Below are 14,542 nucleotides of genomic sequence, written 5' to 3'. Positions count from 1 at the left end.
GATACTATAAAAATAAAATGGAGGCGAGTGCTATGATAGATTTACGATATCCAATTGGGCAATTCCAGTTACCAGAAGAGGTAACTTCACAGCAAGTTCAAAAATGGATTGAGGATATCCGGCTTTTACCAAGACAGCTTGCAGAGGCATTAAGCGGAGCAAGTGAGCAGGCGCTAGCAAAATCTTATCGTGAGCATGGCTGGACGGTTACACAGCTTGTCCATCATATTGCTGATAGTCATATGAACAGCTATATCCGTTTTAAACTAGCATTAACAGAGGATGTGCCAACGATTAAGCCGTACAATGAAGCGGAATGGGCACAGTTACCAGATTCCGAAATGGCAGTAGCAACCTCGTTTAAACTAATTGAAAGCTTACATGAACGCTGGGTCTATTTACTAACAAGCTTAACTGAGGAACAACTGCAAAGAGCATTTCAACATCCAGATTCAGGGCTAACAACATTAGAGCATGCGATTGGACTATATGCATGGCATGGTAAACATCATTTAGCACATATTCAAAACGCTTTAGCACGGTAAAATATGAAATAGGCGACTTCTTGAAAAAAGTCGCCTATTTTATTTATTTTTCTAAGGAATTATGCAATTGTAATACCTGCGCTTGCTGTTCCTGTTAATACTTGAGCAACAGCAACACCAGAAGTTGTAATGGAGTAAACCATTAATAAGCGGTCACCTGTTACAACTGGTACTGGTGGTACGTTTGCGGAAGCGAATGCTGTTTGACCTAATGCGATAGCCCCTGTAAAGGATGGAGCAAGGCTTACTGTTGCAGCTGTTGCAGTGAATACAGTGCTACCAGCAGGAGCACGATATACTGTTGCAGTTACTGTTGTTGTACCAAGTAATGCAATAGCAACTGTTGCAGAGAATGATGCAGAAATTGCTGTAATACTACCAGGACGAGGAACAGAGAAAGCTTCTGTTACAACACCTGATAAATCAATTGTATTTCCTAAAACTGTAACACCAGGAACTGCTGTACCAAATCCAATCAGACTAGGTGTATCAATTAAACCAGTTGCTAATGATGCTAAAACAACAGGTGTGATACCAGAAGAGAAAGGAATAATTGAGCCAGTTGCTTGAGGTGGAGTAATACATGCAGCATCAATTGCTACAAATGGTCCCATTGCACTGCATTCACCGTTGCCATGACCATTTCCTGAACAGCCACACATAGAATTATTTAAACACATTGTTACACCCCCTTTCTTCATTATTCTATTCAGATTCGATGAAGGGTTAAGGGCAATTATCTAATATGGTCTTGTCTTCTATATAAAATAAAAAAATCCAATATGCATGTTATACATACTGGACAGTTCTAAATAAGACATATTAGCTCCACTTTTTTAAGAAATGGAGAAATGAATGTTTTTCTTTCTTTGCGTCTTCCTTAATGGGAGCATCTATAGGCTCTGGCTGTTCGTTTATTTCTTGAGGCTGTTCAATAACTTCAGGCTCCTCTATTGTAATAGAAGAAGATTCTATGTGGTTGTCTATCTCTTCAGTATGCTCAAGGTTTACAGATTCAAGAAGGTTTTCTGCTTCCTCTTTAGCCGGTGCTTTATCAATTGAAGTAGGTTTAACAGATGCGGGTATTGCAGTGCTAGGGGGGATAACATCCTGAACGGGAATTCCTTGTGCCTCAGTAGCGTTTCGGAAATGGAATGTAGGTTCTACAGTAGTGTTCCGATAAAGCCCATTATAAATTTGACTCGGATGCGTATTAATGGATTGAAGGTATTGTTGATGAAAATGGCGTTCTTCAGGTCTATGCATAGGTTGCTCATGCTGGTTAGTAGAAGGGTAATTAGTGAAACTTTGGGTATTGATCGCTTTTCCTGCTAAGCTTTGGAGCATTTTATAAGAAGGTTGATTGGATTTAGGCTGGGTAGCAGCTTGATTTGTTGTTTGTGTAACCATCGTCTTTCTTGGCAGTAGATTAGGAATTGTAGAGAAAGATTGATTGTTATTCGGTATTTTTTGTGCTTCAGTTGTTTCAGGTGTCAGTAATTTCTTTAGCATTGTTAAGATGTCACGATTCATTTCTTCAATGGTTTGATTTAATGATGTAACTTGTGAGGTAAGTAACTGAATTTGCTCCTCATAGCCCTTAATCTGTGAATTTTGTTTATCATCTATTGTTTCTGTTAAGCTCTCTAAATGTAATATTTGTGCTTTTAGTCCATCGAATTCATCTTTCATATATAAATAATCTTCAATGGAAGTGCCTGCTTTTAGCGAGGTTAATGCTTCCCTATAGGCTTCAATCCGCTGCTTTAAGTCCTCAAGCTCTTGTATGGAGTACAATTTTGAATCTTTCATGGCATGTCACTCCTTTCAGTCCACTATTATCTTATTAAAAATATTGCCTTTCTGTTACAAATATACCTGCCTTTTCACATATTTCAGCGCTTCTTGCTAAAACAAATACGTGTAATAAAAATCAGGTGTAACTATTTATTAGCCCATGCACTTATAGCGAAAAAACATATGCTACAAACGAAAGATAAAAATTTTATGGAGGTGTCAAAAGGATGCAGGAGAATATGCCATCCCAGGCGCAGGAATTAATTTGTATAAATGTTGATAAGGTATATGACTGGATTGTAAAGGAAATGTCATTTGATATTTCGCCAACTGGAGATATTACGTTTCCAGGTGTAGTAGCAGGTACTGATTTAACAGGTGCGGTTGTTACATGTCGAGTGACGCCAGCTGCTACAAATCCAATCGTGATCCTGAATCGTGAGAATCGCCAATTCTCCATTGATGGGTCAACAGTTTGTCTGCAACACTTAAATATTCAAAAGAACTTCATCCTAACGATTATCGTTACTTTACCAAACGGTACCGTTTTCACAAGTGCAGAAATTCCAGTTTCTCGCTGTGAGCAAGTAACATTATGTGCTCCTAAAGGTACAGATGTAGAAATTTTATATACAGATTTAGATTGCTTCGTATGTACAACTGGAACACTTGCAGCTGGAACAGGTACAATTACGTTTTCTGCGTTAACAATCACTGTTGCTGTTTGTCAAAGTATTCAATCTACATTCCCAGTGACTGTAGAATTTTTAGCAACTTTCTGCGAACCACGAGCAGACTTACCATTCTCATGTCCGACTGCGGTTCGTCCGAAGCAATGTTCCGTTATTTTCCCAAATGGCGGTTAATGGTGCTAACATACCAAGGAAAGTCATATGCTGAAGAGAGGGTAATCCTCTCTTTTTTTGATGACAACAAGGGGGTATTCAGTGGAAAATCGTATTGAAGAGAAGATACAAGCTTTAAAAGACCAAACAAACGCCTATCTGCATGAAATGAAGCAACTGGTAGAAGGGCTAAGGATACCAAACAGCGTCAGTCTAATTAGCTATTTTACTTCCTCATTTAATATTTCTTATGATTCAGAGCAAGAGAGTTTATGTTTAGGTTCCTATCATATTCGTAATATCGGTAGTGAACCCGTTACAAACCCATATGTATGTATTCAACTGCCGAAGGATTCACCATTTTATTTTTCAGGGCGATATGTACATGAAAATTTTACTCCGAATTTAAAAACACAGGGGCAATACCAGTGGGAGCGCTTCAATGATAAATCAAGCACAGAGGAGTATTGGCTAAGACCAGTAGGAAAAACAATTATTGAGCAAAATGAAACTATTTCATTTACCAATTTCCAAATTAAATGGTCCCATAATTTATCCTATTCGGGCACTATTATGGGCTTTACATATTGCGATCAGTTAACAGATGGTGCAGCTGTTTTAAATCCTATTAATCTCAATGGAATTAGTCAAATACAGGAGGGTGACAATGAGTGATGTCCAAAAGCATGCCATTCAGCAATTGATAACGGAGCAGTTAAATCGCCGCAATGGGCAAGATAATAGCTTTGCATTTCTTGAAAAAAATACATTAAATCTATTAATTGCCTATTTGCTTTCAGGAGAAAATAATAGCAGTGAGCCTATAGAAGAGGCAAAGCTAATACAGCAGCTTGATGAACTAATAGAGGATAGTAAAGCACAGTTTGAAGAAGTGATTCATTTATTGAAAAGCTATTCAGGCTAGGAGGTGCAAGGGTGGATAGTGAAGTTGTTAAAAACAATGATCCTATACAGCTCCAACAAATGATTATTTTTTTAAGAGCCGAATTAGCCAAATATAAAAATGAGGTGAAGCGGCTTAGAGATAGTGATTATTATGAATTGATACTACGACTTGAGCGAGAAAATGTATATTTAACAAAAAGCAAAAAAGACCTGTCTATGGAGCTATTAAAATTAAAAAGAAACTATGAAAAAGAATTACAGCTATACAATGAAGAAATGGAAAGACGAGAATTGCAGCGAAAAAAACAAATTGCATCAATAGAGTCACTCTTAAAGGAATTAACGGAATTGAGGGCGGAAAATAAAGTTTTAAAAGAAAATATAAAAGAGGCGAATGCAAAGCTATTAACACTAAAGCAAGCAGCTAGCTATAAGGTCGTAATGGAGGGGCTAGATAAAAAAATAAGCGATTTTACAATAGCAACAGGCAGGCAAATAGAGGGCATTATGCAGGCAATTGAAAAGTCCTATATGGAACAAGCTCATTCGGATAGCCTCTATCAGCATTTAATAGAAGAATTAGCGCTGAAAAACGAAGAAATCGAACGCTTATCCAATAAAGTGGCTGATGGTCAACAGCCAGCTACTGGTGTACAAATTATAAGTTTTGATCAGCAAATCGATCAGCGATTACGGATGCTTGATGAACTAGATCATAAGTTGAACGAGTTAGCTTTAGAAATTAATAGAGAGCAGCTATAGTGGAATGAAAATAAACTGTTTCAAAGGCTTGTTAGAAGGCTTTGAAACAGTTATTTTTTCACGCCAAAAGGAATAAACGAATTCTTGCTTAAGCTATTTTGTTTCTCGATGTAGTGTTACTCGCTTTAAACGAGGGGAATATTTTTTTAACTCTAACCTTTCTGGATTTGTACGTTTATTTTTTGTTGTTATATAGTTTTTATCACCTGTTTCAGTGCAGGCTAACGTTACTTGTACACGCATCATAAAACCTCCTGTTTTAAATAGTAATTATTACGATTTAAAATATATATTTTTCTTGCTAAATTGTCAAGCTTATTCTTCTGGATACTAAAAAGATTTCGGTTAGGATTCCGAAATCTTCTTTTGAAATACATGATTATAATTTGTTGCATCTCGCAATGCCTGTTCCTCGATAGGTATGCGCACAGACAGCATTGTAATATTTAAGAGTGTAAAGCAAAATGCTGTAAAATAAGCCTGAAACATAAGAGGCAACAGCAGGATTTCTAAGCAAACAACAGCATAATTTGGATGGCGCATATAGGCATAGGGCCCTTTACGCACAACTTGTGTATCAGGTAATATAAGGATCTTTGTATTCCAAAAAGAACCTAATGAACGTATACACCAAACTCGTAATGCTTGCACAGCTAAAAATAAAATAAAAAATAATGGAAATAAGGGCGATATACCATTATTATTCGTCATCACTTCAACCATTAAAAATAAGAAAAAGCTAATATGCATTGTCACCATATAAGGATAATGGGAGGCTCCTACTTCGTAGGCTCCCTGTGACAGCATCCACCTTTCATTACGTTTGGCAATGACAATCTCTGTCAATCTTTGTAGAATAACAAATATTAAAATCAAATAGAATACCATGCTACTCCCTCCATTTTAGTAATACAGCTTCTGCACAAAAACCAGGGCCAAGAGCAACAAGTAAGCCTGTATCATCCACTTTTCCTTCATGTAACATAAATTGCTCTAATACATACAACACTGTTGGGGATGACATATTCCCATGATGACGTAATATTTCCCGAGAAATGTCGGTTTTTTGGGAAGAAAGATAAAGCGTGTCTTCATAGGCTTTTAACACCTTCTTTCCACCAGGGTGTGCGATAAAATGGGTAAGTTGCTCGCTATAAAGCTCCTGCTCCAATAAAAATTGCTCAACAAATGGCCCAAGCCAATTCGTAATAATAGTAGGAATACTTTTCTGAAAGATAACATGTAGCCCGCTATTTTTAATATGCCAGCCCATCACATTTTCCGAATCTGGCATCCATTTAGAGCCTGTAGCAAGAATAGCTGGTGTTGGCTTTATCGTATTGATAGTTGCATTATCTCCACAAACAAGTATACAGGCAGCACCATCTGCAAAAAGTGAAGCACCAATCAAATTGCTTTTTGAAATATCATTTGGCTGAAAAGTGAGGCTACATAACTCGACACAAACAACAAGAACCTTTGCAGTAGGATGTGCCTGACAAAAATCATAGGCTCTACTTACACCGGCTGCGCCTCCAGCACACCCAAGACCCCATAGTGGGATGCGTTTAAGCCGATCAGAAAAGGCGAGTTTGTTCATAATACGTGCATCAATGCTAGGTGTGGCAATTCCTGTACTACTAACAAAAATAATGGCATCAATATCTTGAGGCGAAATTGATGAAGCTAAAAAAGCTTTATTTTGTAAACAAGCTTGAATAACATTCACACTATACTGTGTAGCGAGTTCAATATATAGATTATTACGTTCTTCAAAGGAGTGATTTGTACGATGCCATTCTGGTGGAACACAAAAATGGCGTGTTTCAATACCACCATTGTCAAAAACCTTTAAATAGCGCTCTAATTTAGGCATTTTTGCATAAAAAAGCTCCTTTGTTAATTCCTCTGCATTTGCTTGTTGTAATGTGTAAGGTGGCTGATATGTACTGATAGAAGTAATTTTCGGCACTTCAACATCTCCTCGCAATTAATGGTCTTGCTTATTCTATGCGCTAAGGAAGGAGATACATGCTTATTGTGATTGACAAATTTTGAAAATTTAGCTATAAACATAAATAGAAGTAGAAAGGGAAATTACATAGCCTATTTGAAGGTCAATAGACTGTGGGTCATTAAGGAGTGAATCGATGAAGAAAGCTTTTATCTTTGATATGGATGGCACGTTATTTCAAACAAATCTTATTTTAGAGCCAGCCCTTGCTGCTACATTCGATGTATTACGTGCGAAAGGTTTATGGCAGGGAGCTACACCAATTGAACAATATCGAGAAATTATGGGTGTTCCATTGCCAGTTGTTTGGGAAACATTATGTCCGATGCATTCATTAGACATACGTGAGAAAAGCAACGGGTTATTTCATACAAAGTTGATTGAGCAAATCCGTAATCATAATGGTGCATTGTATCCATGCGCTGAGCAAACTCTTGCAGCATTGGCACAAGACTATCCTTTATACATAGCGAGCAATGGACAGGTTGAATATTTACAAGCTATTGTGGAAACCTATGAGCTAGAGCGTTTTATTAAGGGAGTATATAGTATTCAATCTATTGCGAGCGGCCATAAATCAGACTTGGTTAAACGAGTGATTGAAGAAAATGACATACAGTATGGGGCAGTAGTAGGGGATCGTGCCTCAGATATTCAAGCCGCACGCGACAATCAATTCCTTTCTATAGGCGTTCGCTTTGACTTTGCACAAGATAAAGAGCTGGAAAAGGCCGATATTGTAATCGGTGATTTAACAGAATTATTAAAGATACAGCTAGATGAAAAGGTCTATCGCCCAAAAATTTAGATTTATCGCCCAATTTTTCAGCTTTATTGACAAAATAAATAAACTTAATGTCCAATATTAAAAAAGCAGTATGGCACATACATATCCATACTGCTTTACTTTATTTAATTCATAACAGGTGCTAGTTTTGCGACAATTACACTGTTGATAGCATTAATGTAAGCTAGAGCACTTGCTTTTAGAATATCTGTATCGGCTGCTTTTGCGATATATTTCTCGCCCTCATGCTCAATGGTAATTTTTACTTTACCAAGCGCTTCCTTGCCACGTGACACACTATTAATATTATATTCAACTAGTTTAACATCAATATTTGTAATTTCTGCAATTGCTGAATATAGGGCATCAATTGGACCTGAGCCTACAGCACTTGCTTTAAATGTTTCGCCACCCTTACGAATTTTTACACTTGCAGAAGGGAAGCTTGCATTGCTGACGACTTGTAGGTCATCGAAATCAAAGAATTGATCACTATAATGTGTAGCATTTTTATTATTAGCGTCATGCTTTTCATAATAGCTTTCAACAATAACATATAGGTCGTGATCGTATACTTCCTTCTTCGCATCGGCTAGCTTTAAGAAGCCATCAAAAATACCTTCGAATTCTTCTGTAGAAAGGTTTGTGAAGCCTAATTTTTCGAGAGCATTTTTTACAGCATGACGCCCAGAACGAGCTGTTAGCACTAGCTCCATATCATCAAGACCTACATCTTCTGGATGCACGATTTCATAAGCATCACGGGATTTTAGTAAGCCATCCTGATGGATACCAGATGAATGGGCAAAAGCATTGTCCCCTGTAATAGCTTTATTTACTTGAACATCCAAGCCCATAAAGCTAGAAACAAGACGAGAAGTATTCATAATTTCCTTTGTATTAATACGTGTTTCCGCATTGTAGACAGAGCTACGAGTTTTTAGTGCCATTACAACTTCTTCTAATGCAGCATTTCCTGCACGTTCACCAATACCGTTAATTGTACATTCCACTTTATCTGCACCATTTTTAATAGCAGCAAGTGTATTAGCTGTTGCCATACCAAGGTCATTGTGACAGTGAACACTAAGAAGAACGCTATCGTCTAAGTTTTTCATACGATCATTTAATTTATAGATCATTGCTCCAAATTCCTCTGGCTCTGCAAAACCAACTGTATCAGGAACGTTAATCATCGTTGCACCAGCCTTCATCACAGCTTCAATCGTTTTCCAAAGATATTCAAAGTCCGAACGAGATGCATCCTCTGTAGAATATTGTACCTGTGGTAGTAATGTTTTAGCATATTTCACAGCATCTACACCAATTTGTAAAATTTGGTCCTTGGATTTGCTGAATTTTTTCTCCACATGAATATCGGATGTTCCAAGTACCATATGAATCATAGGGTTTTCAGCATATTTTACAGCATTATAAACAGAATCAATATCAGCTTTTACAGCACGTGCTAATGCTGTAATCATAATGTCATTTGTATTACCAACCTTTTCGGCTACAGCTTTCACAGCATCAAAATCGCCTTGTGATGAAGCAGGGAAACCAGCCTCGATAATATCTACACCTAATTTTTTAAGTTGTTGTGCAATCTCTACTTTTTCATATAAATTCAGCTTTGCACCAGGTACTTGCTCGCCATCACGTAAAGTTGTATCAAACACCCAAATTTTTCTTCCCATTATCAAAACACTCCTTTTGTTGTTGGTAGTATCTAAAAAGTTACACGTAGGCCATACATAAACATAAAAAAACCCGCCTCTATTTTTAAAAATAGAGACGAGTTTTTGCTCGCGGTACCACTCTAATTGACCTTTCTTTGCAGAAAAAGTCCTCTTATCGACAGCCATCACTGTCTATCCTGTTAACGGAGGAAACCGACATCCCTTACTAATTGAGGTTCAGGGAGTAGCTCATGGACGAGTTCAAAATGTGTGTCTACCGATTTACACCAACCACCGGCTCTCTATAAGTACACAATCACTTTTACTATTTCCAATCTTGGCCTGTAATGTGTTGTTGAAAGCAATAATACATTGGATATTAGTGTTCTGTCAACAATTTTCTAAAAATTATTTTTATTCTGTACTTGCAAAGGTAATATTTTTTATGTTTATTCTAATTTAAAGCGAGATACTTGTGTTTGTAGTTCCTCAGCCATAGTGGAGAGTGTTGCTGCTGAGGCTGCTACTTCTTCAATTGTTGCTAGCTGCTCCTCTGATGCAGAGGCTACATTTTGCAAATTATTAGAAGACATTTGAGCGATAGTTGCTATTTCATCAAAGGCTGCATAAATTTGCTCTGCACTCGATGACATCTCCTCTGAAACTGTTGTTGCTTCTTGGATTTGCATGGATACTTGCTCAATAAGTTTTACAATTTTAGCAAAGCCTTCTTCAGCAACTTTCACAACTTGCATACCTGTTTGTACTTCTTGTGTACCTGCATTCATTGCTGTGACAGCATGATTTGTATTTTGCTGAATTTCGGAAATCAAGGTTGCAATTTGCTCAGCAGACTGCTTGGATTGCTCGGCTAATTTTTTTACTTCGTCTGCCACTACAGCAAAGCCACGTCCATGGTCGCCCGCACGAGCTGCCTCGATTGCAGCATTAAGTGCTAATAAATTTGTCTGTTCGGCAATTTCTGTAATAATACTAATAATATTTCCGATTTCAATGGAATGTTTATCTAAATTTTTCACAACACTAGCAGATTCTGCTACAGCGGTATTAATCGTCTGCATTTGTGTAATCACGCGCTGTAATGATTCATTGCCATGTTTAGCTTCCGAATTTGTTTCCATTGCTAGCTCTGAAACCGCTGCTGTAGTAGAGGCTAGCTGTTGTATACCTTTTGTCATATTTTTCATAGCTTCCGAGCTTTCTGTAGCATTTTTCCCCTGTGTTTCAGAGCCACTTGCGACCTCTTGAATGGAGGAAGTAGTATGCTCAGTAGCCTGGATTGTTTGATCTGCACTTGCTGTTAATTCGGCAGCCGAGCTACTAACTTGTGTAGTGTTATGACGGACATTTGTAATTAAGTCTTTTAGATTAACAGCCATTTGATTAAATGCTAGTGCTAAATCACCAACTTCATCACGATTTTTAACACGAATTTGCTCAGATGTTAAGTCGCCAGCTGCTATTTTTTGAGCAGCCTTTGCCATGCCATTGATAGGGCGGGACATAAGATTACCAACTACAATGGCAATTATCAGACTAATGACAACAGCAAATCCCCCTAGAAAAATCATTTGCAGTTTAATATGTTGAATTTCCTTTGATGTGGCGGCAATTTTATGATCTATAACTTCCTTTTGATAAGCAGATAAATTTTCAACACGTTCATCAAATTGCTTTATAATTAAGCGTCCTTGCGTGCTATCAAGCTTTTCATATTTTTCTGTTTCGCCTTCAGCCTTTAGTGTAAACATACGATCTGCAAACTGTTGAACGCTTTGCTCACTTTTAATAATAGCTTCTAGTAATTCAATGGATTTTTTAGAATTAAAGGTTGCCATTAATTCCTCAGATTTAAGCTTGAATTGTTTACGTGCTTCCTCACTACTTTGCAGGTTTTGCTTATCGCCAAGCAGTAGGTAACCCCTCATACTAACAATTTCTTGTTTTGCTAGCACATGTAGCTCCTGAATACTATTAGATGTGGTGATTTGTTCCTCCAGTAATGTACGATATGTTTTGTTTACAGAGTCAAGCTGTTGAATATTTAAACCAATTGTTGTAACGAGAACTAAAATGACTATCAAAAAACCGAGCAGTAATTTCTTGTAGATAGTAAAACGCATAGATGCAATATCCTTTCTCAGTAGTTAGTATAAATGTTACAAAACCATGAAATATGTATCTATAACATTTATATCAGATTATCAACGTTTTACAAAGTATTATGAGTATTTTTACTTTCTGTAATAGTTTTAAAAGTAAAATAAGTTAGAACTAGCATAATAAAAAAACTATATTTATCAGTAAAAATACATTTTTAATACTGATAATTGATAGGAGGTGAAATAAGCCTATTATCATGAATTTTGGAACTTAAATAGTAGTCTTAACGTACATATAGTTAGAAGAAAAGCAGAAGGGTGGGGCGATATGTATAGACCAATTGTAAAAATACCGAAAACCAAATCTGAAAAGGTATGGGACTATATTGGCGGAGTTTTCTTTATTTTATCGATCTTTTATATTATGGTTGTATGGACTAAATTACCCGATAAAATTCCTGGTCACTTTAATGGGCTAGGTGAGGTTGATCGCTGGGGCTCAAAGCTGGAGCTATTGATTCTTCCATGTATTGGTGGAGCTTTATGGTTGTTTATGACATTATTAGAAAAAGTGCCACATATGCATAATTATCCAGCACGCTTAAATGAAAAGAATGTAAAAGCATTTTATATAAATAGCAGAAAAATACTAAATGAGGTGAAAAATCTTTGTCTTATTTTATTTGCATTTATCTCCTTTCAAATGGTACAAATCGGACTTGGTGAGGCAACATCACTAGGCTGGTGGTTCCTGCCAGTAGTATTGCTAGGAGTATTTATTCCGATTATTAAAGGGCTGATAATAAGCTCTAAAATAAAATAATAAGTATGTAGATAAAAATTCACTTAACTTCAAACGAGAAGATGAAGTGGATTTTTATTATTTTATTGTTATAAGGCTTTTCTATATTCGGCTATACTGATAAACATATATGAAAACTTTGTAAAATAGTATCCTATATATTTTACTTTAAGTTATGATATAAAGGAGCGAAAAATAAATGAAGAATGCAACGATATTTTTAATGTTTCAAGGACAGGCTAATGAGGCAATCCAGCAATATCAACAGTGGTTCCCGGATTTAACAGTCGAAAGCTTAATGTATATGGATAATTCACAGCAAGTAGCGATGGCTGTTTTGAATTTAATGGGTTTAAAGATAATGGTGAATGATAGTAATATACAACATCACTTCACATTTACACCATCAATCTCTATTTTTGTAGAATGTGAATCGTTAAATGAAATTAATCATTTAGTTGCACATATGCTAAAGGGAGGCAAGGCATTAATGCCGCTTGATAATCATGGCTTTTCTGAGCGATTTGCATGGATTCAAGATCGATTTGGTGTTTCCTGGAAATTAACGTATAATTGATAAGGTTGGGGAGTAATATCGAATGGAAAGTAACGACAAATAAAGGGGAATAGAAGATGGCGGTAACTTTAGTAAAGCATGATTTAAAGTATGCTGAAGCTATCCATGCGTTGTCTTCTATGCCACAGGTTCGGGATGCTCTTGGTTTACCTGCTGGCAAGGTAGAAGACACTATTAATTTTATTAAGCGTGAACGTATAGATGAAGAAGAAGGAAAAACAGTTCCTCGCGTGATTTTAGATGAGGAGGGGCAAGTAATTGGTGTGACATCACTAATGTTTATTGATCGTCATAAGATGAGCTGCCATATTGGGTCTTGGCTAGGCTATGAGTTTTGGGGAAAGGGCTATAATTTTGAGGCAAAAGAGGCTATTTTAGATATTGCGTTTTTTGAGCTTGGCTTGCTACATGTATTTGCAGGAGCTAGAAAGGTCAATATTCGTTCGCAAAAAGCACAGGAAAAGCTACCTTTTATTCGATTAGGGGTGGAAAAGGAGTATCCGGAGGAGCATGCATGGTTAGAGGTCAAGGAAAAACAACCATGTGTGTTAAATGTTTTTGAACGAGAGGATTTTGTGCGCTATCGTATATCTCTTAAAAAAGTAGAAGGGGCAAGAGAAGCCTTTTTACCACAGCTTTTATTGGCGGATGAAAGCGAGGAGGCAGTTCAGAGCTATTTATATCAAGGTATTTTATACGAAATTCAATGCGGAGAGCATTTAGTAGGCGTGGCGTTAGTGATGCCCAAATCTAAAACAACTATCGAGTTAAAAAATATTGCCATTGTTCCGCAGTATCAAGGGAAGGGGATAGGGAAAGAGGTATTACGACAACTCACAGATATTTGTCAGCAGCAAGGCTATCAAATGGTGCTGGTTGGAACGGCGAATTCAAGTATTGATAATATAGCCTTTTATCAAAAAGCTGGCTTTCGCATGGAGAGTATCGAAAAGGACTTCTTCAGCAATTATCCCAAGCCAATTTATGAAAATGGCATTCGTGCATTAGATATGATTTTCTTTTCAAAGCTACTATAAAGAATGAGGCTGGGACATAGCTCATTTTATTGAGAAAAATCAAAAAATGAATGTTATTTTTGTGATTTATTAAAGTATATGTGTTCTAATAACGCAAAAAAATGTTAGACCAAACTTGTAAATGGTCTAACATTTTTTCTTTTGTCCCAGCCTCATTTCTTACCAAGCAGAAGAGCCATTAGCTTTTCCTTGGAATGTAGAAAATCATCTAATGTATAGCGGTCTAGCACGCTTAAATAGGCTTGTAAAGCTTCATATAGCACGCCTTTAAGCTGACATTCTGGCGCTATTTTACATAAATTATTTTCCTTATCAAAACATTCTACAAGATGAAAATCTTCCTCTGTATGTCGAACGATTTCACCAATTGTTAAGGTTTTTGGATCAATGGCTAGACGAATACCACCGCCACGTCCTCGGATTGTTTCGATATAGCCTAACAATCCAAGCTGATGTGTCACCTTCATTAAATGGTTTTTCGATATATTATAAGCATCTGAAATCTCTTGAATCGTTGATAATTGACCATCTTCCTTGGCACCTAAATAGATAAGTGTTCGAAGAGAATAGTCAGTGTATAAAGTTAAGCGCATAGGAACACCCTACTTTCTATAATTCAAAATTATTATAGCATTTTTACTTTGAAGTATAATATTTTCAATCCTTTT

17 protein-coding genes and 1 other annotated feature are annotated in these 14,542 nt (G+C 36.8%); of the genes, 9 read left to right on the top strand and 8 right to left on the bottom strand.

The window, feature by feature from the left end:
- Window positions 1-32 precede the first annotated feature (32 nt).
- Window positions 33-545 carry a YfiT family bacillithiol transferase gene (locus MHB42_RS18725; RefSeq protein WP_340808060.1) on the top strand — a complete coding sequence of 171 codons (513 nt, stop codon included), beginning with the start codon at window positions 33-35 and terminating at the stop codon, window positions 543-545.
- 59 nt (window positions 546-604) lie between these two features.
- Here the strand turns inward: MHB42_RS18725 and MHB42_RS18720 are convergent, their stop codons facing one another.
- Both MHB42_RS18720 and MHB42_RS18715 read right to left on the bottom strand, forming a co-directional pair.
- The gene (locus MHB42_RS18720) at window positions 605-1,225 is read right to left on the bottom strand and encodes an exosporium glycoprotein BclB-related protein (protein WP_340808058.1); all 621 of its coding nucleotides are present in this window, start codon (window positions 1,223-1,225) and stop codon (window positions 605-607) included.
- Window positions 1,226-1,367: 142 nt separating this feature from the next.
- On the bottom strand, window positions 1,368-2,357 hold the full coding sequence (locus tag MHB42_RS18715; protein ID WP_340808057.1) for a hypothetical protein: 990 nt from the start codon (window positions 2,355-2,357) through the stop codon (window positions 1,368-1,370).
- A gap of 212 nt (window positions 2,358-2,569) precedes the next feature.
- Here MHB42_RS18715 and MHB42_RS18710 point away from each other — a divergent pair, with 212 nt between their 5' ends.
- From MHB42_RS18710 to MHB42_RS18695, 4 genes are all read left to right on the top strand, one after another.
- A complete protein-coding gene (locus tag MHB42_RS18710; RefSeq protein ID WP_340808055.1) occupies window positions 2,570-3,208 on the top strand; it encodes a hypothetical protein in 639 nt (212 codons plus the stop codon).
- 81 nt (window positions 3,209-3,289) lie between these two features.
- Window positions 3,290-3,862, top strand: a complete 573-nt coding sequence (locus MHB42_RS18705) for a hypothetical protein (protein ID WP_340808053.1) — start codon at window positions 3,290-3,292, stop codon at window positions 3,860-3,862.
- Window positions 3,855-4,112 (top strand): hypothetical protein, encoded by a 258-nt coding sequence (locus tag MHB42_RS18700; protein ID WP_340808052.1) that lies wholly within the window; start codon window positions 3,855-3,857, stop codon window positions 4,110-4,112. The genes MHB42_RS18705 and MHB42_RS18700 overlap by 8 nt, the downstream gene beginning before the upstream one ends.
- 11 nt (window positions 4,113-4,123) lie before the next feature.
- Complete coding sequence (locus tag MHB42_RS18695) at window positions 4,124-4,855, top strand: hypothetical protein (protein ID WP_340808051.1); 732 nt, start codon at window positions 4,124-4,126, stop codon at window positions 4,853-4,855.
- Window positions 4,856-4,948: 93 nt separating this feature from the next.
- Here the strand turns inward: MHB42_RS18695 and rpmG are convergent, their stop codons facing one another.
- From rpmG to MHB42_RS18680, 3 genes are all read right to left on the bottom strand, one after another.
- Window positions 4,949-5,098 (bottom strand): 50S ribosomal protein L33, encoded by a 150-nt coding sequence (rpmG, locus tag MHB42_RS18690; protein ID WP_053481849.1) that lies wholly within the window; start codon window positions 5,096-5,098, stop codon window positions 4,949-4,951.
- 102 nt (window positions 5,099-5,200) lie between these two features.
- Window positions 5,201-5,743 (bottom strand): isoprenylcysteine carboxyl methyltransferase family protein, encoded by a 543-nt coding sequence (locus MHB42_RS18685; RefSeq protein WP_340808049.1) that lies wholly within the window; start codon window positions 5,741-5,743, stop codon window positions 5,201-5,203.
- A gap of 1 nt (window position 5,744) precedes the next feature.
- Window positions 5,745-6,827, bottom strand: a complete 1,083-nt coding sequence (locus tag MHB42_RS18680; protein WP_340808048.1) for a type III polyketide synthase — start codon at window positions 6,825-6,827, stop codon at window positions 5,745-5,747.
- A gap of 178 nt (window positions 6,828-7,005) precedes the next feature.
- Between MHB42_RS18680 and MHB42_RS18675 the strand changes: the two genes are divergently transcribed.
- Window positions 7,006-7,677, top strand: coding sequence for an HAD hydrolase-like protein (locus tag MHB42_RS18675; RefSeq protein WP_340808047.1), 672 nt, complete (start codon window positions 7,006-7,008; stop codon window positions 7,675-7,677).
- A gap of 104 nt (window positions 7,678-7,781) precedes the next feature.
- Here MHB42_RS18675 and MHB42_RS18670 read toward each other — a convergent pair whose 3' ends face one another.
- Window positions 7,782-9,353 (bottom strand): 2-isopropylmalate synthase, encoded by a 1,572-nt coding sequence (locus MHB42_RS18670; protein ID WP_340808045.1) that lies wholly within the window; start codon window positions 9,351-9,353, stop codon window positions 7,782-7,784.
- Between the two features lie 90 nt (window positions 9,354-9,443).
- Window positions 9,444-9,683 (bottom strand) — a binding site (T-box leader).
- Window positions 9,684-9,784: 101 nt separating this feature from the next.
- On the bottom strand, window positions 9,785-11,479 hold the full coding sequence (locus MHB42_RS18665; protein ID WP_340808043.1) for a methyl-accepting chemotaxis protein: 1,695 nt from the start codon (window positions 11,477-11,479) through the stop codon (window positions 9,785-9,787).
- Window positions 11,480-11,786: 307 nt separating this feature from the next.
- Between MHB42_RS18665 and MHB42_RS18660 the strand changes: the two genes are divergently transcribed.
- From MHB42_RS18660 to MHB42_RS18650, 3 genes are all read left to right on the top strand, one after another.
- Window positions 11,787-12,281, top strand: coding sequence for a DUF1648 domain-containing protein (locus MHB42_RS18660; RefSeq protein WP_340808041.1), 495 nt, complete (start codon window positions 11,787-11,789; stop codon window positions 12,279-12,281).
- Between the two features lie 178 nt (window positions 12,282-12,459).
- Window positions 12,460-12,837: a VOC family protein gene (locus tag MHB42_RS18655; RefSeq protein ID WP_340808040.1), complete on the top strand. Its 378-nt coding sequence runs from the start codon at window positions 12,460-12,462 to the stop codon at window positions 12,835-12,837.
- A gap of 56 nt (window positions 12,838-12,893) precedes the next feature.
- Window positions 12,894-13,874, top strand: a complete 981-nt coding sequence (locus MHB42_RS18650; RefSeq protein WP_340808039.1) for a GNAT family N-acetyltransferase — start codon at window positions 12,894-12,896, stop codon at window positions 13,872-13,874.
- Between the two features lie 152 nt (window positions 13,875-14,026).
- Here the strand turns inward: MHB42_RS18650 and MHB42_RS18645 are convergent, their stop codons facing one another.
- Window positions 14,027-14,467, bottom strand: a complete 441-nt coding sequence (locus MHB42_RS18645) for an Rrf2 family transcriptional regulator (RefSeq protein WP_340808038.1) — start codon at window positions 14,465-14,467, stop codon at window positions 14,027-14,029.
- Between the last annotated feature and the right edge of the window lie 75 nt (window positions 14,468-14,542).

Origin of the sequence: Lysinibacillus sp. FSL K6-0232, from assembly GCF_038008325.1 — a bacterium.
Lineage (GTDB): Bacteria > Bacillota > Bacilli > Bacillales_A > Planococcaceae > Lysinibacillus.
Note: the sequence above shows the minus strand (reverse complement) of the source record. Positions and strands in the feature narration are given on the sequence as shown.

What these genes read in the sequence shown, in the direction of transcription:
- MHB42_RS18725 (WP_340808060.1), top strand. Translation starts at nt 33, where the DNA reads ATGATAGATTTACGATATCCAATTGGGCAATTCCAGTTACCAGAAGAG.
- MHB42_RS18720 (WP_340808058.1), bottom strand. Translation starts at nt 1,225, where the DNA reads ATGTGTTTAAATAATTCTATGTGTGGCTGTTCAGGAAATGGTCATGGC.
- MHB42_RS18715 (WP_340808057.1), bottom strand. Translation starts at nt 2,357, where the DNA reads ATGAAAGATTCAAAATTGTACTCCATACAAGAGCTTGAGGACTTAAAG.
- MHB42_RS18710 (WP_340808055.1), top strand. Translation starts at nt 2,570, where the DNA reads ATGCAGGAGAATATGCCATCCCAGGCGCAGGAATTAATTTGTATAAAT.
- MHB42_RS18700 (WP_340808052.1), top strand. Translation starts at nt 3,855, where the DNA reads ATGAGTGATGTCCAAAAGCATGCCATTCAGCAATTGATAACGGAGCAG.
- rpmG (WP_053481849.1), bottom strand. Translation starts at nt 5,098, where the DNA reads ATGCGTGTACAAGTAACGTTAGCCTGCACTGAAACAGGTGATAAAAAC.
- MHB42_RS18685 (WP_340808049.1), bottom strand. Translation starts at nt 5,743, where the DNA reads ATGGTATTCTATTTGATTTTAATATTTGTTATTCTACAAAGATTGACA.
- MHB42_RS18675 (WP_340808047.1), top strand. Translation starts at nt 7,006, where the DNA reads ATGAAGAAAGCTTTTATCTTTGATATGGATGGCACGTTATTTCAAACA.
- MHB42_RS18670 (WP_340808045.1), bottom strand. Translation starts at nt 9,353, where the DNA reads ATGGGAAGAAAAATTTGGGTGTTTGATACAACTTTACGTGATGGCGAG.
- MHB42_RS18665 (WP_340808043.1), bottom strand. Translation starts at nt 11,479, where the DNA reads ATGCGTTTTACTATCTACAAGAAATTACTGCTCGGTTTTTTGATAGTC.
- MHB42_RS18660 (WP_340808041.1), top strand. Translation starts at nt 11,787, where the DNA reads ATGTATAGACCAATTGTAAAAATACCGAAAACCAAATCTGAAAAGGTA.
- MHB42_RS18655 (WP_340808040.1), top strand. Translation starts at nt 12,460, where the DNA reads ATGAAGAATGCAACGATATTTTTAATGTTTCAAGGACAGGCTAATGAG.
- MHB42_RS18650 (WP_340808039.1), top strand. Translation starts at nt 12,894, where the DNA reads ATGGCGGTAACTTTAGTAAAGCATGATTTAAAGTATGCTGAAGCTATC.
- MHB42_RS18645 (WP_340808038.1), bottom strand. Translation starts at nt 14,467, where the DNA reads ATGCGCTTAACTTTATACACTGACTATTCTCTTCGAACACTTATCTAT.